Source organism: Microbacterium sp. EYE_78 (assembly GCF_023149035.1).
In the GTDB taxonomy this organism is placed as follows: Bacteria; Actinomycetota; Actinomycetes; order Actinomycetales; family Microbacteriaceae; genus Microbacterium.
In genome coordinates this window covers 520835-540680 of sequence record NZ_JAHXMY010000001.1, presented here as the reverse complement: position 1 = coordinate 540680, position 19846 = coordinate 520835, and the positions used below count along the sequence as shown (strand labels likewise).

20 protein-coding genes are annotated in these 19846 nt (G+C 72.2%); 15 read left to right on the top strand and 5 right to left on the bottom strand.

Translation table 11 applies throughout. The features are described 5' to 3' along the window. The first annotated feature begins 31 nt into the window (after positions 1 to 31). Positions 32 to 985, top strand: coding sequence for an isoprenylcysteine carboxylmethyltransferase family protein (locus KZX17_RS02595; RefSeq protein ID WP_248170901.1), 954 nt, complete (start codon positions 32 to 34; stop codon positions 983 to 985). Between the two features lie 4 nt (positions 986 to 989). On the opposite strand, the gene KZX17_RS02590 is transcribed toward KZX17_RS02595, so the two are convergent. Both KZX17_RS02590 and KZX17_RS02585 read right to left on the bottom strand, forming a co-directional pair. Beyond that, positions 990 to 1805, bottom strand: a complete 816-nt coding sequence (locus tag KZX17_RS02590) for a hypothetical protein (protein ID WP_248170902.1) — start codon at positions 1803 to 1805, stop codon at positions 990 to 992. 42 nt (positions 1806 to 1847) lie between these two features. Continuing rightward, positions 1848 to 2204, bottom strand: coding sequence for a hypothetical protein (locus KZX17_RS02585; RefSeq protein ID WP_248170903.1), 357 nt, complete (start codon positions 2202 to 2204; stop codon positions 1848 to 1850). 92 nt (positions 2205 to 2296) lie between these two features. Here KZX17_RS02585 and KZX17_RS02580 point away from each other — a divergent pair, with 92 nt between their 5' ends. The 4 genes from KZX17_RS02580 to KZX17_RS02565 all read left to right on the top strand — a co-directional run bounded on the left by KZX17_RS02580 (position 2297) and on the right by KZX17_RS02565 (position 5634). Beyond that, a complete protein-coding gene (locus KZX17_RS02580) occupies positions 2297 to 2836 on the top strand; it encodes a YaeQ family protein (RefSeq protein ID WP_248170904.1) in 540 nt (179 codons plus the stop codon). Positions 2837 to 2912: 76 nt separating this feature from the next. Then, positions 2913 to 3389: an ABC transporter substrate-binding protein gene (locus KZX17_RS02575; protein ID WP_248170905.1), complete on the top strand. Its 477-nt coding sequence runs from the start codon at positions 2913 to 2915 to the stop codon at positions 3387 to 3389. After that, the gene (locus KZX17_RS02570; RefSeq protein WP_248170906.1) at positions 3386 to 4369 is read left to right on the top strand and encodes a cation diffusion facilitator family transporter; all 984 of its coding nucleotides are present in this window, start codon (positions 3386 to 3388) and stop codon (positions 4367 to 4369) included. Before KZX17_RS02575 ends, KZX17_RS02570 begins: the two co-directional genes overlap by 4 nt. A gap of 233 nt (positions 4370 to 4602) precedes the next feature. Next, complete coding sequence (locus tag KZX17_RS02565) at positions 4603 to 5634, top strand: acyl-CoA desaturase (protein WP_282443378.1); 1032 nt, start codon at positions 4603 to 4605, stop codon at positions 5632 to 5634. Positions 5635 to 5652: 18 nt separating this feature from the next. Here the strand turns inward: KZX17_RS02565 and KZX17_RS02560 are convergent, their stop codons facing one another. Next, positions 5653 to 6228, bottom strand: a complete 576-nt coding sequence (locus KZX17_RS02560) for a nitroreductase family protein (protein ID WP_248170907.1) — start codon at positions 6226 to 6228, stop codon at positions 5653 to 5655. Positions 6229 to 6285: 57 nt separating this feature from the next. Between KZX17_RS02560 and KZX17_RS02555 the strand changes: the two genes are divergently transcribed. The 8 genes from KZX17_RS02555 (at position 6286) to KZX17_RS02520 (ending at position 13397) form a co-directional block, all read left to right on the top strand. Next, entirely contained in the window at positions 6286 to 6681 is a 396-nt protein-coding gene (locus KZX17_RS02555) for an SRPBCC family protein (RefSeq protein WP_248170908.1), read from the top strand. Next, complete coding sequence (locus KZX17_RS02550; protein WP_248170909.1) at positions 6678 to 7211, top strand: gluconokinase; 534 nt, start codon at positions 6678 to 6680, stop codon at positions 7209 to 7211. The genes KZX17_RS02555 and KZX17_RS02550 overlap by 4 nt, the downstream gene beginning before the upstream one ends. 89 nt (positions 7212 to 7300) lie before the next feature. Next, a complete protein-coding gene (locus tag KZX17_RS02545) occupies positions 7301 to 8863 on the top strand; it encodes a carboxyl transferase domain-containing protein (RefSeq protein WP_248170910.1) in 1563 nt (520 codons plus the stop codon). Beyond that, positions 8863 to 10827, top strand: coding sequence for an acetyl-CoA carboxylase biotin carboxylase subunit (locus tag KZX17_RS02540; protein ID WP_248170911.1), 1965 nt, complete (start codon positions 8863 to 8865; stop codon positions 10825 to 10827). Before KZX17_RS02545 ends, KZX17_RS02540 begins: the two co-directional genes overlap by 1 nt. Then, positions 10824 to 11315: a MaoC family dehydratase gene (locus KZX17_RS02535; protein WP_248170912.1), complete on the top strand. Its 492-nt coding sequence runs from the start codon at positions 10824 to 10826 to the stop codon at positions 11313 to 11315. Before KZX17_RS02540 ends, KZX17_RS02535 begins: the two co-directional genes overlap by 4 nt. Continuing rightward, positions 11312 to 12103 (top strand): CoA ester lyase, encoded by a 792-nt coding sequence (locus tag KZX17_RS02530; RefSeq protein ID WP_248170914.1) that lies wholly within the window; start codon positions 11312 to 11314, stop codon positions 12101 to 12103. The genes KZX17_RS02535 and KZX17_RS02530 overlap by 4 nt, the downstream gene beginning before the upstream one ends. Then, positions 12100 to 12675 (top strand): TetR/AcrR family transcriptional regulator, encoded by a 576-nt coding sequence (locus KZX17_RS02525; RefSeq protein ID WP_248170916.1) that lies wholly within the window; start codon positions 12100 to 12102, stop codon positions 12673 to 12675. Before KZX17_RS02530 ends, KZX17_RS02525 begins: the two co-directional genes overlap by 4 nt. Before the next feature lie 26 nt (positions 12676 to 12701). Beyond that, positions 12702 to 13397 (top strand): SDR family oxidoreductase, encoded by a 696-nt coding sequence (locus KZX17_RS02520; protein ID WP_248170918.1) that lies wholly within the window; start codon positions 12702 to 12704, stop codon positions 13395 to 13397. Between the two features lie 201 nt (positions 13398 to 13598). Here the strand turns inward: KZX17_RS02520 and KZX17_RS02515 are convergent, their stop codons facing one another. Continuing rightward, on the bottom strand, positions 13599 to 14777 hold the full coding sequence (locus tag KZX17_RS02515; protein WP_248171668.1) for an ROK family transcriptional regulator: 1179 nt from the start codon (positions 14775 to 14777) through the stop codon (positions 13599 to 13601). 87 nt (positions 14778 to 14864) lie between these two features. Between KZX17_RS02515 and xylA the strand changes: the two genes are divergently transcribed. Together xylA and xylB are read left to right on the top strand one after the other, a co-directional pair. Then, the gene (gene xylA, locus KZX17_RS02510) at positions 14865 to 16052 is read left to right on the top strand and encodes a xylose isomerase (protein ID WP_248170920.1); all 1188 of its coding nucleotides are present in this window, start codon (positions 14865 to 14867) and stop codon (positions 16050 to 16052) included. 1 nt (position 16053) lies between these two features. Continuing rightward, positions 16054 to 17454, top strand: coding sequence for a xylulokinase (gene xylB / locus KZX17_RS02505; protein WP_248170921.1), 1401 nt, complete (start codon positions 16054 to 16056; stop codon positions 17452 to 17454). 84 nt (positions 17455 to 17538) lie between these two features. On the opposite strand, the gene KZX17_RS02500 is transcribed toward xylB, so the two are convergent. After that, the gene (locus KZX17_RS02500) at positions 17539 to 19845 is read right to left on the bottom strand and encodes a glycoside hydrolase family 3 N-terminal domain-containing protein (RefSeq protein WP_248170923.1); all 2307 of its coding nucleotides are present in this window, start codon (positions 19843 to 19845) and stop codon (positions 17539 to 17541) included. Position 19846: the final 1 nt, after the last annotated feature.

Below are 19846 nucleotides of genomic sequence, written 5' to 3'. Positions count from 1 at the left end.
GCTGGGTTCGTCGCGTCGGTAGCATGCGGCCATGGGGTGGATGACGCGAAGTGCCGGTCGCCTCTATTTCCTCCTGCAGGCTGTCGCCGGGATGGTGTGGTGGTCCGCGGTGGCGCTCGTCCCCCCGGTCCGCGAGGCGACGCTGGGCGGGCTGGACCCTGTCCCGGTCGCGATCGCCGACATCCCGCTGTTCGTCGGCGGATCGGCTGTCGCGGCGGCCGGTCTCCGAGGAGCGGCCTGGGCGACGACCGGATGGGCGACGCTGGTCGCCCTCGCACTCGCGCTCTACGCGACCGTCACCGGTCGCGCGGGCTGGGGTGTCGTCCTCATGGCGGCGGCGAGCGCGGCATCCTTCGTCGCGTCACTGCTCCTCGTCCACGGCAGACTGCCGATCGAATGGGTCATGCGCGGCCCGTTCCGGACCCGGCCCGCACGGCCCGGGTCACGACCCCGCGCTCACCTCGCCGCGACGGGCCTGCAGATCGTCGTCTTCTGGGGGCTCGGTCTGGGTGTCGTCCCGTTGATCGTCGCGTGGTTCGAGGGGCGTTGGATGCTGTCGGCCCCCGTTCCGGGCGCCGTCCCCCTCTCCGGGGTCGCGCTCTTCGTCGCCGCCAGTGCGCTGGGTCTCTGGGCGGCGGTCTCGATGTCGTCGCTCGGCGACGGCACACCGCTGCCGATGGCGACCGCGCGCAGGCTCGTCGTCCGCGGACCCTACCGATTCGTCCGCAATCCGATGGCCGTCGCGGGGATCGCGCAGGGGGTCGCCGTCGGGCTCATGCTGTCGTCATGGCTCGTCGTGCTCTACGCCGTGTGCGGGTCGGTGGTCTGGAATGCGCTGATCCGTCCGCAGGAGGAGGCGGATCTTGAGAACCGGTTCGGAGCGCAGTTCCGCAGCTATCGTGCCGGGGTGCGCTGCTGGATCCCGCGCCTGCGACCGGTCGCGCCGTCGATCGCCGACCGCATCGCTGCGGACGCTGCGCCCTGAGCGGTCAGCGAGCGGCTTCCGCAACCGGCGGGTCCGAGGCGAAGACGTCGACCACGTCGCCGTCGATTACGAACTGCAGCTTCGTGCCGTCGGGGAATCGCTCGCGCAGCGCGGCCGGGGCGTCGGGGGTCACCGGCAGCGAGACGTTGGTCGAGAAGGGCGCGAAGCCGCATCCGTAGTACCAGGTGGAGGTCGCCGATCCCTCCGCGCCCGTCTGGTAGGCCCGCTCGTCGATCACCTGCATGCACAGCTGCTCCGTGTCCGCGCCCTCGAGCGCCGCGCTGATGGGGATGAGGCCGAAGAACGCCTCGTAGACCGTCGCGTCGTCGGTGGAGCCGCCGAAGTACTCAGGGAGCTCCCCTCCCTCGTCGACCGTGAGCGTCGCGACGTGGCTGACGTCCGCCGCCGGGGAGATCGAGGTCCCGGTCCATGCGGTGCGGCTCGTGAACGCCGCGGTGAGCGCGACGGCGAGTGTGGCGACGACGGCGAGCGACCCCGCCCAGGTGATGCCCCTCAGCAGGCCGCGGGTCTTCCCATTGATCGCGGCAGCGGCGTCCCCGTCAACCGTCCGCGACGGTTCCGACACGAGGACGGCCGTCGGCATCGGCGGGACGGGAGGGAGCTCGGACGGAGCCGCCGGAGGCATGCGCAGCGGTGCGGGTGCGTGCGGGGGTCGGGTGGCGGGTGCGCGGCCCAGGCGTGCGACGTCTTCGAGCTCTGCGAGCCGCTGTCGCGCCCCCGGATCGTCGTCGATGTCGGGGCGGGGACCGTACGCTCGGGCCTGCAGCGCGCGCAGCTCGGCGTGCACGTCATCGTCCATGACCGCATCGTCGCACAGTTCCACGGCGACGGGGTCGGCGGGTCAGCGCGCGACGCTGCCCGCCTCTGCGTCGACCTCGGCCATCGACTTGGTCTGCAGGAACGTGCAGAGCACCGACACCATGGTCAGCTCACCAGCGAGCTCCAACGTGCGTCCGGCGTTCAGCTTGAGGTCGTCCTCGCGCGCTTCGAACGTGATCCCCCAGTGGACCGATCCGAGCGGCTCGGGCTGGATGTAGGTGAGGGTCATCGAGTCGAGGAGGTTGAGCGCGATGAGCCCGGTGTCGAGGCCGTCGGTGCCGTCCTGCGGGATGACCTTGACCCGCTGGCTGATCGAGTACCCCAGCTGAGCGAATTCCTCGAGCCACTGCTCGAGCATCTCCTGGCTGTGGAACGGCATACGGGGACTCCAAGTCTCGTCTCGCCGGGCGGATGACCATGACCATTATGACCTGTCGGCGGTTGGAGAGTCACCCCGTCTAGGCTCGTCGGATGGCCATCGGATCCACGATGCACACGTTCTCCGTGCACCTCGCCGACGTCGACCGCGGCGTCTACGACGAGCTGTCGCTGCGTCTGGCGCGGCATCCGTCCGAGACGGCGTCCTACCTGCTGCTTCGAGTGCTCGCGTACGCGCTCGAGTACGAGGAGGGCATCGGCGTGAGCGAGGGCGTCGCCGCGACGGACGAGCCGGCGGTCTTCGTCCGCGACGCCACGGGTCGGCTGACGGCGTGGATCGAGGTGGGTGCTCCGGATGCCGGGCGCCTGCACGCGGGCAGCCGAGCCGCCGGTCGCGTCGCCGTCTACACGCAGCGCGAGCCGGGCCGTCTCCTGCAGGCATGGTCGGGCAAGACCATCCACCGGGCGGCGGACATCCCGCTGTACAGCTTCGACCGCGACTTCGTGGAGGACGCGGCATCCGGTCTCGAACGGCGCAACACCGTCACGGTCTCGGTGACCGAACGTCAGCTCTACCTCGACGTGAACGGGCGCTCGTCGTCGTCGCCCATCATGGAGCAGCGAGTCGGCTGATGCCCGGCCGGGGCGCTGTCAACCCCGATGGACGCGTCGGGACGCCCTCTCTAGGGTGACGGCCGAGGAGGCTGTCATGGGGCGTCGAGCGCGGGCGGTGGTGGCCGCATCCCTCGTGGCCCTGTTCGCTCTCGGGGGGTGCGGGGTCGTGCCGGCCGACACCGATGACACGCTCTCGCGGGTGGCCTCGAGCGGGGTGCTCCGAGCAGGCGCGACCCACAACCCGCCGTGGTCGTCGTTCGGGCAGGCGCGACCGACGGGCACCGAGGTCGCCCTCGTCGAGCGATTCGCCGCCCGGCACGGCGCCGAGGTGGAATGGCGTCAGAGCACCGAGGAGGTGCTCGTCGACGCGCTGCACGCCGGACGTCTCGACATCGTCGTGGGCGGGCTCACCGACTCGACACCGTGGAAGGACGAGGCAGCCGTCACCGACGTGTATCTCGAGACCCCGAGCCCGACGGGGCAGGTCGAGAAGCACGTCATGCTGACCCGAGCCGGTGAGAACGGCCTCCTGATGGAGCTCGAGGTCTTTCTCCGAGAGGAGGCGGAGTGAGGGGCCGCAGCGCGCTCCGGGACGGACTCGACGACGACGGGCGGCGAGCCCTTCGCAGCGCCGTGCGGATGGAGTGGGCGACCATCGCCTTCCTCGCAGTCGCCATCCCGGTCGTCGGCATCGTGACCGGCAGCTCGCAGGCGATGCGCGCGGCATGGATCGAGGACATGCTCTCGCTCGCGCCGCCGGTTGCGTTCCTCGTCGCGGTACGGGTGATGTCCCGCGCGGCCACTCCGCGCTATCCCTACGGATACTTCCGCTCGGTCGGCGTCGCGCATCTGGTCGCGGGGGTGGCGCTGTTCACGATGGGCGCGTTCCTCCTCGTCGACTCGGCGCTCACCCTGATCCGCGGCGAGCGGCCGCCGATCGGCTCGGTCGAGGTGTTCGGGCAGTCCGTGTGGCTGGGCTGGTTCATGATGGCCGTCATGGCGGCCACGATCCCGCTGCCGATCTGGTTCGGACGGGTCAAGATGCGCTTGGCGCGCCGGCTGCACAACAAGGTGCTCTACGCCGACGCGGACATGAACAAGGCCGACTGGATGACCGCGGTCGGCTCCATCGTGGGTGTCGGCGGCATCGGTCTCGGGCTGTGGTGGGCGGACGCCGCGGCCGCGATCTTCATCTCGGGCAGCATCCTGTGGGACGGCGTCAAGAACACGAAGGGCGCGGTCACCGACCTCATGGACACGCGCGCGACGACGTTCGACGACGCGAAGCCGCATCCCGACATCGATCGCATCCACGATCATCTGTCCTCCCTGCGCTGGGTCGACGAGGTCCGCACCCGGACGAGGGATCAGGGCCAGTTCTTCCATGTCGAGGCGTTCGTCCGGCCCCGCCGGGGACGGATGCCGCGGCTGGAGGACATCGAGCGCGCGCAGGCCGATTGTCGGGCCCTCGACTGGAAGATGCACGACGTCGTCATCGTCCCGGTGCGGAACTTCCCCGAGACGGCGTCGGCGCGATCCGGCGAGAGCTGACGCGTCCGAGTCTGTGCGGTGACTGGCAGTCACGTGGGCATCGTCGGCGCATACCGTCGCGGCCATGATGAACGCCGTAGCGTAGCCCTCAGCGATCGGCATCCGTCTGTTGCTCTTCATCCGCCCCAGCGGACACCCGATCCCGAGTAGGTGCCCCCATCGCTTCATCCGTCGCCGAATCACGTCTCGGTCCCGTCCGTCAGACCTACGCGGGAACAGCGCAGTTCCCTCCGATGGCCAAGGCGTTCACCGACGTCTCGCGCATCGTCCGCGAGACCGGGCTCCTGGGCCGGACACCGTGGTTCTACCTGATCGTCGGCGTCGCGCTCGCTGTCGCCTTCGGCGGTGCGGTCACCGGCTTCGTCCTCCTCGGCGACACCTGGTATCAGCTGCTCATCGCGGGCGCGCTCGGGATCATCTTCACGCAGGTCGCCTTCCTCGCGCATGAGTCTGCGCACCGTCAGGTGCTGAGTTCGGGCCCGGGGAACGACCGGCTCGCCCGCATTCTCGCGGCCGGTGTCGTCGGCATCAGCTACGCCTGGTGGACGGGGAAGCACACACGCCATCACGCGAACCCGAACCGCGTCGGCAAGGATCCCGACATCGAGATCGACACCATCTCGTTCATCGAGACGGACGCCGCCTCGGCTCGCGGGCTCCGCCGGGCGATCACGAAGCGGCAGGGCTGGCTGTTCTTCCCTCTGCTGACCCTCGAAGGGCTGAACCTCCACTTCCTCGGACTGAAGTACCTCTTCACGGAGAAGGATGTGAAGGCGCGCTGGCTCGAGATCGGCATGATCGCCCTGCGTCTGGCCGTCGTCCTCGTTCCGGTGTTCCTGCTCCTGCCGCTCGGGATGGCGTTCGCCTTCCTCGGGGTGCAGCTCGCGGTATTCGGCGTGTACATGGGGGCGTCGTTCGCACCGAATCACAAGGGGATGCCGGTGATCGCCGCCGACGCGAAGCTCGACTTCTTCAGCAAGCAGGTGCGCACCTCCCGCAACATCCGCGGCGGCTGGTGGGCCACGTGGCTCATGGGCGGGCTCAACTACCAGGTCGAGCACCACCTCTTCCCCAACATGCCCCGCCCCCACCTTGCGAAGGCGCGCGAGATCGTGCGGGAGCACTGCCGCACGCTCGGCGTCCCGTACACGGAGACGAGCCTCGGCCGCTCGTACGCGATCGTGATCGACTACCTCAACCGCGTCGGCCTCGCCGCCCGTGACCCGTTCGACTGCCCGGCCGCGGCGACGCTGCGGCGCGGCTGAGCGTCGCGCCGGCGCAGGTCAGCCCGGCAGCGCGGCGAGGAAGGGCGCGGTGTCGAGCGGCTTGCGCGGCGATTCGGCGATGCGTGCTCGCAGCTCGTCGTCCACGCTGCCGACATAGAGCCAGCCCATGAGCAGCTCGTCGGAGCGCAGACCGTGCAGCGTGCGGACCTCCGGTGCGTTCACCAGCAGCCCGGTTCGCCACATGACGCCCCACCCGGCGCGCCACAGCGCGAGCTCGAGCAGGTGCGCGGCGCCCGCCGCGGTCGCGTGCTGCTCCCACTCCGGCACGCTCGGGTGCGCCTTCGGGCTCGCGACGATCGCGATCAGGAGGTCGGCGCGGAAGGGCTTGCCGTTGCGCTCTCCGGGGCCTCGCTCGGTGCCGGCGGCGGCATCGAGCGCTTCGCCCAGTCGTACCCGATCGTCGCCGCGGAGGGTGAGCAGCCGCCACGGCCGGAGGGCCTTGTGGTCGGCGACCGGCGTGACCGCGGCCAGCAACTCGCGCAGTTCGTCGTCGGTCGGCGCTCCGGGGCCCACCTTCGCGAGCGAACGCCGCGTCGCCATCGCCTGCAGGACCGGATCGGGGGAACTCGCCATGCACCCATCCTGGTCGCTCCCGAGGCGGGTGTCGCCGCTGCGCGCTAGCCTCCCGGCATGACCTGGCCCGCACTCCACATCTCCCGCTCGATCCGACGCTCGCCGCGCGAGGTGGTCGCCTTCGCCGGTGATCCCGCCCAACTGCCGAGGTGGGCCGCCGGGTTGAGCAGCGGGATCCGCCTGGTCGACGACCGTTGGCTGGCGGAGTCGCCGATGGGCGACATCGAGGTCGCGTTCGTGGGGCCGGTCGCGGCGGGGGTGCTCGACCACGACGTGACGCTCCCCGGCGGGGTGGTCGTCCACAATCCGCTCCGCGTGCTCCGCAACGACGAGGGCAGCGAGGTAGTGTTCACGCTCTACCGGCGGGAGGGGGTCGGCGATGCGGAGTTCGCCGACGATGCGGCGGCCATCGAAGCCGATCTCGAGTCGCTCCGGGCCATCATGGAGGCATGACCGACGCTCCCGCCGATCCCCCGCCCGCTCGCGCCATCGTCGTGATGGGGGTCTCCGCCGCCGGCAAATCGACGATCGCGGCGGGCCTCGCCCGGGTGCTGGGATACCGCTGGGCAGACGCGGACGATCTGCACCCTGCCGCCAACGTCGCGAAGATGGGGGCCGGCGAGCCGCTCACGGACGAGGACCGCTGGCCCTGGCTCGACCTGGTGGGTCAGGGCCTCGAGCGGGGCGCTGCGTCGGGCGGTCTCGTCATGGCCTGCTCGGCGTTGAAGCGCGCGTATCGCGACCGCATCCGTCGTCACGCCCCCGACGCCGTCTTCGTCCACCTGACCGGTTCACGGGAGCTGCTGCAGCAGCGGGCCTCCGCCCGGAAGGACCACTTCATGCCGGCGAACCTGCTCGCCTCGCAGATCGCGACGCTCGAGGACCTCGACGACGACGAGATCGGCGTCGAGGTCGATGTGGATGCCGCGCCGCCGACGATCGTCGAGGCCGCTCAGGTCTGGGTCGACTCGCTCGACGACTGAGCCCTTCCCGCGGCGTGCGCTCGGTGATATCGTGCCTTTCGGTTATCACTCGATAACTGAATCGCATCCTCCCGGAGGTGCCGTCGACGATGACAGCCCCCACGACGTATCCCGATCTGATCGCCGAGCTCGAGCGCCGTCGCGCCGAGGCGGCGCGCGGCGGGCCCGAGCGGGCGCGCGAGCGGCACACCGCCCGCGGCAAGCTCCTCGCCCGCGACCGCATCGACACCCTGCTCGACGTCGGCAGTCCCTTCCTCGAGGTCGGCGCGCTCGCCGGGCTCGACCTGTACGAGGACGACTGCCCCGCCGGCGGGGTCGTCGCCGGCATCGGCCTGATCCACGGCCGGCACGTCATGGTCGTCGCCAACGACGCCACGGTGAAGGGCGGCACCTACTACCCGATCACCGTGAAGAAGCACCTCCGCGCGCAGGAGATCGCCGCCGAGAATCGCCTGCCGTGCGTGTACCTCGTCGACTCGGGCGGTGCGTTCCTGCCGATGCAGGACGAGGTCTTCCCCGACCGCGACCACTTCGGGCGCATCTTCTACAACCAGGCGCGGATGTCGCGCGACGGCATCCCGCAGATCGCGGCCGTCCTGGGATCGTCCACCGCAGGCGGCGCCTACGTGCCGGCCATGAGCGACGAGACGGTCATCGTCCGGAACCAGGGCACGATCTTCCTCGGCGGCCCGCCGCTCGTGAAGGCGGCGACGGGCGAGGTCGTCTCGGCGGAGGACCTCGGCGGCGGCGACGTGCACACCAAGGTCTCGGGCGTCACCGATCACCTCGCCGAGAACGACGAGCACGCGCTGCAGATCGTCCGCGACATCGTCGCGACGCTGCCGGCTCCGGCGCCGCTCCGCGAGCAGCCCGAGCCCGTGACGGCACCGGCGGCGGATCCGACGACCCTCGTCGACGTCGTCCCGGTCGAACTCACGACGCCGTATGACGCGCGCGCGATCGTCGACCGCATCATCGACGGCGGCAGCTGGCACGAGTTCAAACGGGAGTACGGCGAGACGCTCGTCACCGGCTTCGCTCGCCTGCACGGGCACCGGGTCGGCATCGTCGCGAACAACGGCGTCCTGTTCGGCGAGTCGGCGCTGAAGGGCGCGCACTTCATCGAGCTGTGCGATCAGCGCGGCATCCCGCTCGTCTTCCTGCAGAACATCACCGGCTTCATGGTCGGCCGCGAGTACGAGTCGGCCGGCATCGCCAAGCACGGCGCGAAGATGGTGAACGCCGTGGCATGCGCCTCGGTGCCCAAGCTCACCGTCGTCGTCGGCGGATCCTTCGGCGCCGGCACGTACTCGATGTGCGGACGGGCGTACTCGCCGCGCTTCCTGTGGCTGTGGCCCGGGGCGCGGGTCTCGGTGATGGGCGGTCCGCAGGCGGCATCCGTCCTCTCGACCGTCCGCCGCGAGCAGATCGAGGCACGCGGCGAGGAGTGGTCGGCGGACGACGAAGCGGCGTTCCAGGCACCCATTCGTGCGCAGTACGAGGAGCAGGGGAGCCCGTACTACTCGACGGCGCGCCTGTGGGACGACGGCATCCTCGCCCCCGAAGAGACCCGCGACGCCTTGGGGCTGGCGCTCGATGTCTGCCTGCGAGCTCCCTACGACGCGCCGGGCTACGGCGTCTTCCGGATGTGATGCGCATGTTCTCCACCGTCCTGGTCGCGAACCGCGGCGAGATCGCCTGCCGCGTCATCCGCACGCTGCGAGAGCTCGGCATCCGCTCGGTCGCCGTCTACAGCGACGCGGATGCCGGTGCCCGCCACGTCGCGCTCGCCGACGAAGCCGTGCGTCTCGGTCCCGCGCCCGCCGCGCTGAGCTACCTCGACATCGACGCGGTGATCGCCGCGGCCCGCGCCACCGGTGCGGAGGCGATCCACCCCGGCTACGGGTTCCTCTCCGAGAACACCGTCTTCGCCGCGGCGTGCGAGGAGGCCGGCATCGTCTTCATCGGACCGAGCGCCGACGCCATCCGCACGATGGGCGACAAGATCGCCGCGAAGCACGCCGTCGAGGCGCGCGGGGTCCCCACCGTGCCCGGCGTCGCCCGCGCCGGCATGACCGACGCCGAGCTGATCGCCGCGGCACCGGAGGTCGGCTATCCGCTGCTCATCAAGCCGTCCGCAGGCGGCGGGGGCAAGGGCATGCACGTCGTGACGGATGCCGCGGACCTCCCGGCCGCGCTCGCCGCCGCGCGCCGCGAGGCCGGGGCGAGCTTCGGCGACGACACGCTCTTCCTCGAGCGGTACGTCGACACCCCGCGGCACATCGAGGTGCAGGTGCTCGCCGATGCGCACGGCACGGTCGTCCACCTCGGCGAGCGGGAGTGCTCGCTGCAGCGCCGGCACCAGAAGGTCATCGAGGAGGCCCCGTCGCCGCTCCTCGACGAGGCGACCCGCGCCCGGATCGGGCAGGCGGCGTGCGAGACGGCGCGGAGCGTCGACTACCGCGGCGCCGGGACGGTCGAGTTCATCGTCGCGGCGGACCGCCCCGACGAGTTCTTCTTCATGGAGATGAACACCCGACTGCAGGTCGAGCACCCCGTGACCGAGGAGGTCACCGGCGTCGACCTCGTCGCGGCGCAGCTGCGGATCGCGGCGGGGGAGCCGCTCGGGTTCGGGCAGGACGAGGTGGTGCTCACCGGCCACAGCATCGAGGCGCGCGTCTACGCCGAGGACCCGGCCGCCGGCTTCCTGCCGACGGGCGGGCGCGTCGTGGCCGTGCGGCATCCGGCGGGGCCCGGCATCCGGGTCGACAGCGCCCTCGCCGACGGACTCGACGTCTCGGTCGACTACGACCCCATGCTCGCGAAGGTCATCGCGACCGGCGCCACCCGCGACGAGGCGCGGCGCCGGCTCGTCGCGGCGCTCGGCGAGACCGCGGTGCTGGGGTTCGAGACCAACATCCCGTTCCTGCGGGCGCTGCTCGAGCTGCCCGCGGTCGCGGCTGGTCACCTGGACACCGGGCTCATCGCGCGTGAGCTCGACGGGCTCGTCGCCGCGACCGACGACGCGGGCGTGTTCGTCGAGGCCGCGCTGCTGATGGATGCCGCGGTGCCGCGCACGGGCGATCCGTGGCGTCGCGCGGACGGCTGGCGTCTGGGCCCGCCCGTGCCGCGACGGTACGGGCTGGCATGCGGCGGCGAGGAGCAGGTGGTCGAGCTGGTCGGCGACGGGGTGATCGTCGACGGCGCGGTGGTCCCGGCATCCGCCCGTCGGATCGGCGACCCGTGGATGGTGCGGATCGGGGATCGCAGCGTCTCGGCCATCGCGGTCGTCGAGGGTGACGGCGTCTGGCTCTCGACGGGTGGTCGCGCCCTCGAGGTGCGCCGCACGCGTCTCGACCATCGCCGGGACGCGGACGCCTCGGCGGTGCCCGAGCTCGTCTCGCCCATGCCGGGGGTGGTGGTGATGACGTCCGTCGCGGACGGCGCGGAGGTCTCCGCCGGCGACCCGGTCGTCGTCGTCGAGGCCATGAAGATGGAGCATGTCGTCCGGGCGGAGGTCGCCGGTACGGTGGCGCTGCGGGTGTCGACGGGTGACAGCGTGGGCCGCGGGCAGACGCTCGCGGTCGTGACCCCCACGGCCGAGGAGGTCGCATGAGCGAGAACGTGCCGCGCCGGATCGTGCAGCGCGGGCTGTACTTCGATGAGCTCGAACAGGGCACGGTCTACGTGCACAGCCCCGGCCGCACCGTGACCGAGGCCGACAACGTGCTGTTCACGACGCTCACGATGAACACGCAGTCCCTGCACGTGGATGCCGCGTGGGCCGAGCAGACCGAGTTCGGTGAGCGGCTCGTGAACAGCATGTTCACCCTGTCGACCCTCGTCGGGCTCTCGGTCGCCCAGCTCACGCAGGGGACGATCGTCGCGAACCTCGGCTTCTCGGAGGTCACCTTTCCGGCCCCCGTCCGCCACGGCGACACCCTCTACGCCGAGACCGTCGTCGCGTCGAAGCGGGAGTCGCGGTCGCGCCCCGGACAGGGCGTCGTCGAGTTCGTCCACACGATGCGCAACCAGCACGACCAGGTCGTCGCGACCGCGCGTCGATCGACGCTGATGCGGATGTCGCCGGAGTCGCTGCCTTGATCCTGGGACCTGCGCTGCTGTTCTGCCCGGCTGATCGCCCCGAGCGGTATGCGAAGGCGCTCGCGGCCGCGGACGCCGTGATCCTCGACCTCGAGGACGCCGTCGCGCCGGAGGGCAAACCCGGCGCCCGCGAGGCGCTCGTGGCGGCCGACGTCGACCCCCGGCGTGTGATCGTGCGGGTGAACCCGGCATCCACCCCCGAGCTGGAACGCGACCTCGAGGCGCTCCGCGGCACGCGGTTCGCCACGCTGATGCTCGCGAAGGCGGAGGAGTCCGGCCAGATCGACGCCCTCGAGGAGTACCGGGTGCTGGCGCTGTGCGAGACGCCGCAGGGCGTCGAGAACGCGGGCGAGCTGGCGCGGCATCCGCTCGTCGACGGGCTCATGTGGGGCGCCGAGGACCTCGTCGCCGGGATCGGCGGTCGCTCGAGCCGCTTCGACGACGGCCGCTACCGCGACGTCGCCCGCTATGCCCGCTCGCGCGTGCTCGTCGCGGCCGCCGCGGCCGGGATCGACGCGATCGACGCCGTCCACCTCGACATCGCCGACACCGCCGGTCTCGAGGACGAGGCGAGGGATGCCGCGGCGTCCGGATTCGCGGCGACCGCCTGCATCCATCCGTCCCAGGTGGAGGTGATCCGGCGAGCGTACTCGGCGACGCCCGAGGAGCTCGAGTGGGCCGAGGCCGTGCTCGACGAGGCGACCCGGCAGCCCGGGGTGTTCCGGTTCCGGGGGCGGATGATCGACGAGCCGGTGCTGCGACAGGCGCGGCGGGTGCTGTCGCGATGACCACCTGGCGGGCGACGCAGAAGGCGAACCGGCGAGCGGAGCTGATGGCCTCGGCGGCGCGGCTCTTCGCCGAACGCGGGTTCGCCGCCGTGTCGACCGCCGACCTCGGCGACGCCGTCGGGATGAGCGGCCCCGCGCTGTACCGGCACTTCGCGAGCAAGGAGGCGCTGCTGTGCGACCTGCTGCTCGACGCGAGCGAACGGCTGCTCGAGGGAGGGCGAGCGCTGACGGCGGCCGGCGGCGAGCCGGGCGCGGTGTTCGACGCGCTCATCGCGTTCCACCTCGACTTCGCCACGAGCGACGCCGACGTCATCCGCGTGCAGGACCGCGAACTCGCCAACCTGCCCGCCGAGGTGAATCAGCGGGTGCGGAGGCTGCAGCGCGAGTACGTCCAGGAGTGGGACCGGCCGTTCGCGGCGCTCCGCCCCGACCTCGACGACGCCGAGCGCGAGACGCGGTTGCTCGCCGCCTTCGGACTGTTGAACTCGACCCCGCACTCCGCCGCCCCCAGCGGTGAGCGGGCCGGCGGCATCCTCGCCGGCATGGCCCGGCGTGCGCTCCTCGACGAGTGAGCGACGCGCGATGACAGGATGAGGGGATGCCGCACACCATCGTCCTCACCGGTGCCGGATCGGGCATCGGGCAGCTCCTCGCCCAGCGTCTGACCGGGCGCGGCGACCGCCTCGTCCTCGTCGCGCGCGACGCCGCGCGGGCCGCAGACCTCGTCGCCGAGCACCCGGGCGCCGGCTCGATCGTCGCCGACCTCGCGCGGCCCGAATCGCTCGCGTCGGCGGTCGCGGCATCCGATCTTCCCGACGAGGTCGACGCGATCGTGCACGCGGCGGGCATCGTCGACCTCGGGCACGTCGCCGACCTGCCGGTGCAGTCCTGGCAGGACCAGCTCGCCGTCAACCTCGTCGCGCCGGCGGAGCTCACGCGACTGTTGCTGCCGCGCGTGCGCGCCGCGCGCGGACAGGTGCTGTTCGTGAACTCGGGCGCGGGGCTGACGGCCCACCCGCAGTGGGCCGCCTACGCCGCGTCGAAGCACGGGCTCAAGGCCCTCGCCGACGCGCTGCGCGGCGAGGAGGCCGCCTCCGGCGTCCGGGTGACGACCGTCTACCCCGGTCGTACCGCGACGCCGATGCAGGCGCAGGTCCACGCGCAGGAGGGCAAGGACTACGACGCGGATGCCTGGATCCAACCGGCATCCGTCGTCGCCGCGGTGCTCACCGCCCTCGACCTGCCGCGCGACGCCGTCATCACCGACCTGTCCGTCAAACCCGGCCCCCGCTGACCGGCGCGCTGCCCGTTCTCCGGAAGAACGGGGCGCCGGAGGCAGTCGCCGCCCGGATCCGGCCGGAATCTCCGGAGAACGGGCCGCACCCCGATGCCGTCGAGGTGCGGCGGCGTGCCGGATGCAGGGTCAGGGCCCTGTTCCGGGCAGTTCGCAGCGCGGAGCGGGCGCTGCACCTGCGCTCGGCACGCGTGCGGGCGGTCAGACCGGCTGCGGGTTGACCAGGACGCCGTCGAAGACGGCTTCGGCCGCGCCGATGAGCAGCCGGTGCTCGGCGAGCTCGGCGGGCAGGATGCGCAGGTCTTCGCCGCAGGCGGGCATGGCCTGCGCGCGGACGGCCGCCTCGAGGGCGGCGGTGTCGAGCCCGGCGAGCACGGCGAGGAAGCCGCCGAGGACGATGGCCGACGGGTTGAGGACGTTGACCGCGTTCGACAGGGCGGTGGCGAGGATGCGGCGCTGCCGCTCGACCTCTCCCGCGACCGACGGGGTGTCGAGGCCTGCGGCGAGGGCGTCCCCGAGCTCGCGATCGTCGCCGCGGGCGAGCCCCACGACCGACAGCAGCCGCGCGCGGCTGACCTCGTCCTCCAGCACCCCGTCGCGGGCGCGGCGGTCGGCGAGGGTCGCGATGCCGGGGCGGTTCTGGCCGAACTCGCCGGCGTAGCCGCCGGCGCCGACCACCGGCATCCCGTTGACGATGATGCCGCCGCCGATGCCGCTCGCACCGCCGTTGAGGTAGACCGCGTGACGGATGCCGCGGGCCGCCCCGAAGAGGTGCTCGGCGACCGTGCCGAGCGTGGCGTCGTTGCCGACGACGACGGGCAGGCCGGTCGCGTCGGCGACGACGTCACGGAGCGGCTCGTCGATCCAGCCCAGGTGCGGCGCATCGCGGACGACGCCGTCCTCGGTGCGGACGAGCCCGGGGACGGCCAGGCCGATGCCGAGGATGCGCGCGTCCGCAAGTTCCTCGGTGCGCCAGGCGTCGATCTGTGCGGCGATGAGGGCGGCGGTCGCGGCGGGGGACAGCAGCTGGTCCTGCGGCAGGACCACGACGGCCCGGATGCCGCGGTCGAGCCCGACGGCGGCGATCTCGAGCGCGTCGACCTCGGGGTTCACGGCGATCGCGACGACGGACGGGTCGACGCACACGACGGGTGAGGGCCGGCCCACGCGGTGCGAGGGGTCGGGGGCGCGCTCGGCGACGAGGCCGAACGAGACGAGCGTGCCGACCAGGTCGGCGATGGTCGAGCGGTTCAGCCCGGTCGCCTCGGTGAGGGCCGCACGCGAGAGCGGCCCCTCGCGGTGCACGGTCCCGAGGATGCTCCCGAGGTTCGCGCGCCGGACGGATTCGACGGTTCGCCCCTGCTCGGTCACGGACCCCACATTAGCCACCGGACGATGCTTGGCGCGGCGACGCGCTTGGTATAGGTTGTTGTCAGCAACAAACATCAGCCGCCGCGAAGGAGCGTCATGCCCACCCCCACCCCCGCCGACAAGTTCAGCTTCGGTCTCTGGACCGTCGGGTACAACGGCACCGACCCGTTCGGCGGACCGACCCGTCCGCAGCTCGATGTCGTCCACGCCGTCGAGAAGCTCGCCGAGCTCGGCGCCTACGGTCTCACCTTCCACGACGACGACCTCTTCGCGTTCGGGTCGACCGACGCTGAGCGTCAGACGCAGATCGACCGCCTGAAGGGTGCGCTCGACGCGACCGGCCTCATCGTCCCGATGGTGACGACGAACCTCTTCAGCGCCCCGGTCTTCAAGGACGGCGGCTTCACGGCCAACGATCGCGACGTGCGCCGCTACGCGCTCCGCAAGGTCTTCCGTCAGCTCGACCTCGGCGCCGAGCTCGGCGCGAAGACCTTCGTCATGTGGGGCGGCCGGGAGGGTGCGGAGTACGACTCGGCGAAGGACATCCGTCAGGCGCTCGAGCGTTACCGCGAGGCCGTGAACCTGCTCGGCGACTACGTCACCGACAAGGGCTATGACATCCGCTTCGCGATCGAGCCCAAGCCGAACGAGCCGCGCGGTGACATCCTCCTGCCGACCCTCGGTCACGCGATCGCGTTCATCGATTCGCTCGAGCGCCCCGAGCTCGTGGGCCTGAACCCCGAGGTCGGCCACGAGCAGATGGCGGGGCTGAACTTCGCCGCGGGTATCGCGCAGGCGCTGTACCACGGCAAGCTCTTCCACATCGACCTGAACGGGCAGCGCGGCATCAAGTACGACCAGGACCTCGTCTTCGGTCACGGTGACCTGCACAACGCGTTCGCGCTCGTCGACCTGCTCGAGAACGGCGGCCCCGGCGGCGTGCCCGCCTACGACGGCCCCCGTCACTTCGACTACAAGCCGAGCCGCACCGAGGACGAGACCGGTGTCTGGGACTCCGCCGCCGCCAACATGCGCACCTACCTGCTGCTGAAGGAGCGGGCGCAGGCGTTCCGCGCCGACCCCGAGGTGCAGGAGGCGCTCGCCGCGGCCAAGGTCGACGAGCTCGCGACCCCGACGCTGCACGAGGGCGAGAGCTACGACGACTTCCTCGCCGACCGGTCGGCGTACGAGGACTTCGACGCCGACGCGTACTTCGGCGGCAAGGGCGGCGGCTTCGTGCGCCTGCAGCAGTTGGCGACCGAGCACCTGCTGGGCGCGCGCTGACGTGACCCTCGTGATGGGCGTCGACTCGTCGACGCAGTCCTGCAAGGTCGTGATCGCGGATGCCGCGACCGGGCGCATCGTGCGCTCCGGTCGCGCTCCGCACCCCGACGGGACGTCGGTCGACCCCGAGGCCTGGTGGCATGCGCTGCAGCAGGCGATCGCGGATGCCGGTGGCATGGACGACGTCGAGGCGTGGTCGGTCGGGGGCCAGCAGCACGGCATGGTCGCGCTCGATGCGGGCGGCGCGGTCATCCGTGATGCGCTGCTGTGGAACGACACCCGGTCGGGGGGCGCGGCATCCGATCTCATCGCCGAGTTCGGTGCGGACGCCCTCGCCGAGCGGACCGGGCTCGTCCCGGTGGCGTCGTTCACGATCACCAAGCTGCGATGGCTTCGGGATGCCGAGCCCGACAACGCCGCGCGGGTCGCGGCTGTCGCGTTGCCGCATGACTGGCTCACCTGGCGCCTGCGCGGCTTCGGTCCGGATCGTCCCGACCTCGGCGAGCTCGTCACGGACCGCTCCGACGCGTCGGGCACCGGCTACTGGAGCCCCGCGACGGGCGAGTACGATCGCGAGCTGCTCGCCGCGGCCCTCGGCCACGACGCTGTGCTGCCGCGCGTGCTGGGTGCGACCGAGTACGTGACGGATGCCGACGGTCGCCGCGTCGGACCGGGCGCGGGCGACAACGCGGGCGCCGCCCTCGGTGTGGGCGCCGCGACCGGCGATGTCGTCGTGTCGATCGGCACCTCGGGCACCGCCTTCGCCGTGAGCGAGACGCGCACGATCGATCCGACCGGCACGGTCGCCGGCTTCGCCGACGCGGCAGGCGGCTTCCTGCCGCTCGTGGCGACGCTGAACGCCGCGCGCGTGCTCGACGCGACGGCGCGGCTGCTGGGTGTCGACCACGCGGGCCTCACCGACCTGGCTGCTGCCGCCGAACCGGGCTCGGGGGGCGTGGTCCTCGTGCCGTGGTTCGAGGGCGAGCGGACGCCGAACCTGCCGACGGCGCGCGCGTCGCTCGAGGGGCTCTCGCTGCAGAACACGACGCGCGAGAACCTCGCCCGCGCCGCCGTCGAGGGCATGCTCGCGGGGCTCGCCACCGGTGTCGACGCGATCCGCGGCCTGGGGGTCGAGGCCCGGCGCGTGCTGCTCGTCGGCGGCGCCGCGCAGAACGCCGCCGTCGCGGCGGTCGCCGCGCAGGTCTTCGACGTCCCCGTCGCGGTCCCCGCGCCGGGCGAGTACGTCGCCCTCGGCGCCGCGCGTCAGGCAGCGGGCGTCCTCGCGGGCGCGCTGCCGGACTGGCCCGTCGAGATGCACCGCGCCGCGGCATCCGACCCGCACCCCGACATCCGCACCGCGTACGACGCGGTCGCGCAGCGGCGAGCGGCCGACCTGCGCTGACCGTGCGGTCGAGGTCCCGATCGGGCCGGGTATGACGCCGTCATTCCCGGCCGGAAGGGGACCTCGACAGTCGCCGCGCTTCCGTCAGGCGCCGCCGACCGGCGACTCGACGAGCACCTCGGCGCGGGACGGCACGATCCGCGCGTCATCCGGGGTGACCGCATGCACCGGGCCCACGAGCTCGAGGGCGGCGGTCGTCTCGCGGTCGTCGCAGGACCCGCCCACCCAGAGGTGGATGCGGCCGGGCTCGACGACACGGCGGCCGTCCCGCCCGGTGAAGGCGAGCCGCGCCGTCGGCACCTCGAACGTCACCCGCGCACGCTGCCCGGGCTCGAGCGAGACCCGGCGGTAGGCGATCAGCTGCGCGACGGGCCGCGTCACGCTGCCGATCACGTCCTGCGCGTACAGCTGCACGACGTCATCGCCGGCGCGGTCGCCGGTGTTGTGGACGACGACGCTCACCTCGACGGTCGACCCGGCGGCGGCGGTCTCGGGCGCCCGCAGGTCGTCGTGCCCGAACGTCGTGTAGCCGAGCCCGAAGCCGAACGGCCGGACGGGCGTCGGATCGGCGCTCGTGACGTCGACCGTGCCGCCGAGCCGGGGGTGCAGGTACGTGTACGGCTGCGCTCCCGCCGACCGGGGCAGTGTGACGGGCAGTCGACCCGACGGCGAGGTCCGCCCCGACAGGATGCCGGCGATCGCGTCGGCCCCCTCTTCGCCGGGGAAGAACGACTGCAGCGCTGCGGCGACCGGCTGAGGCCCGTCGAGCGCCCACCCGATCGCGTACGGCCTGCCCGACAAGACGACGAGGACCACCGGCGTTCCGGTGGCGACGACCGTCTCGACGAGTCGGCGCTGGACGCCCGGCAGCTCGAGGTCGTCGACGTCGTTGCCCTCGCCGACCGTGCCGCGGCCGAAGAGGCCCGCCCGGTCGCCGACGACGATGATCGCGAGGTCCGCGCCGCCCGCCAGGGTGGCGGCGTCCCGGATCCCCGACGCATCGTCGCCCTCGACCTCGCAGCCGCGCGCGTGGTCGATCGCGGCATCCGGGAACTCCGCGCGCAGCGCGTCGAGCACCGTGGGGATCTCGATCCCGAACGGGGTGCCGGGGTGGTGCGCGAGCACGTGGTTCACGAACGAATAGCACCCCATGAGCGCCTCGGCCGAGTCCGCGTTCGGGCCGATCAGCGCGATGCGCCGAGGGGATGCCGCGGGCAGCACGCCGTCGTTCGACAGAAGCACGACCGACTCGGCCGCGAGGCGTCGGGCCAGGTCGCGGTGGAGGGGTCCGTCGAGGTCCGCCTGCGCAGGAGGCTCGTCGAAGTCGGCGTCGAGCAGCCCGAGCCCCTCCTTCTGCGACAGCACGCGGAGCACGGCGGCATCCAGCAGCGACTCGTCGGTGCGACCGTCTCGGATGCGGGCCAGCAGCGGCGCGGCGAACGCGTCGCCCGTCGGCAGCTCGACGTCGATCCCGGCCTGCAGGGCCAGCTCGGCCGCCTCGCCGAGATCCGCCGCGACACCGTGTGTGGCGTGGAGGAACGCTACCGAGAAGTAGTCCGAGACGACCGGGCCGTCGAAGCCGAGCAGCGTCCGCAGGACGTCGCTCAGCAGGTGACGGCTGGCACCGACCGGCTCGCCGTCGATCTCGGCGTAGGAGTTCATGACCGAGCGCGCTCCGCCGTCGCGGATCGCCATCTCGAACGGCGGCAGCAGGACGTCCGCGATCTCGCGGGGCCCGGCGTGGACGGGCGCGTGGTTGCGCGCCGCCTGCGACGCCGAGTAGCCGACGAAGTGCTTCAGCGTGGCATCCACCCCGTTCGACTGCAGGCCGCGGACATAGGCGGTCCCGACCGTGCCGACGAGGTACGGATCCTCGCCGATGCACTCGTCGACGCGCCCCCACCGGGGGTCGCGGATGACGTCGAGCACCGGCGCGAGCCCCTGGTGGATGCCGAGCTCCCGCATCGTTCCGCCGATGGCGGCCGCCATCTCGGCGACCAGATCGGGGTCGAACGACGCGCCCCAGGCAAGCGGGGTCGGATACGTCGCGGCCTGCCACGCGGCGAGGCCGGTGAGGCACTCCTCGTGCACGATGGCGGGGATGCCGAGCCGCGTCTCGGTGACCAGGCGGCGCTGCTCCTCCCAGAGCCACGCGGCGCGCTCGATCGGGTCGACGGGGCGTGTGCCGTAGACACGGGTGAGGTGGCCGAGGCCGTGCGCCGTGGCATCCGCGTACTTCGTGGAGGTCACCATCTCGTCGGCGAGCGGAGCGACGACCTCGCCGCCCTGGTCGACCCAGTAGCCGACGAGCTGCGCCGCCTTCTCCTCGAGGGTCATGCGCGACAGCAGGTCGCGCACGCGCGGGGATGCGGTGTCTGTGGGATCGGTCATG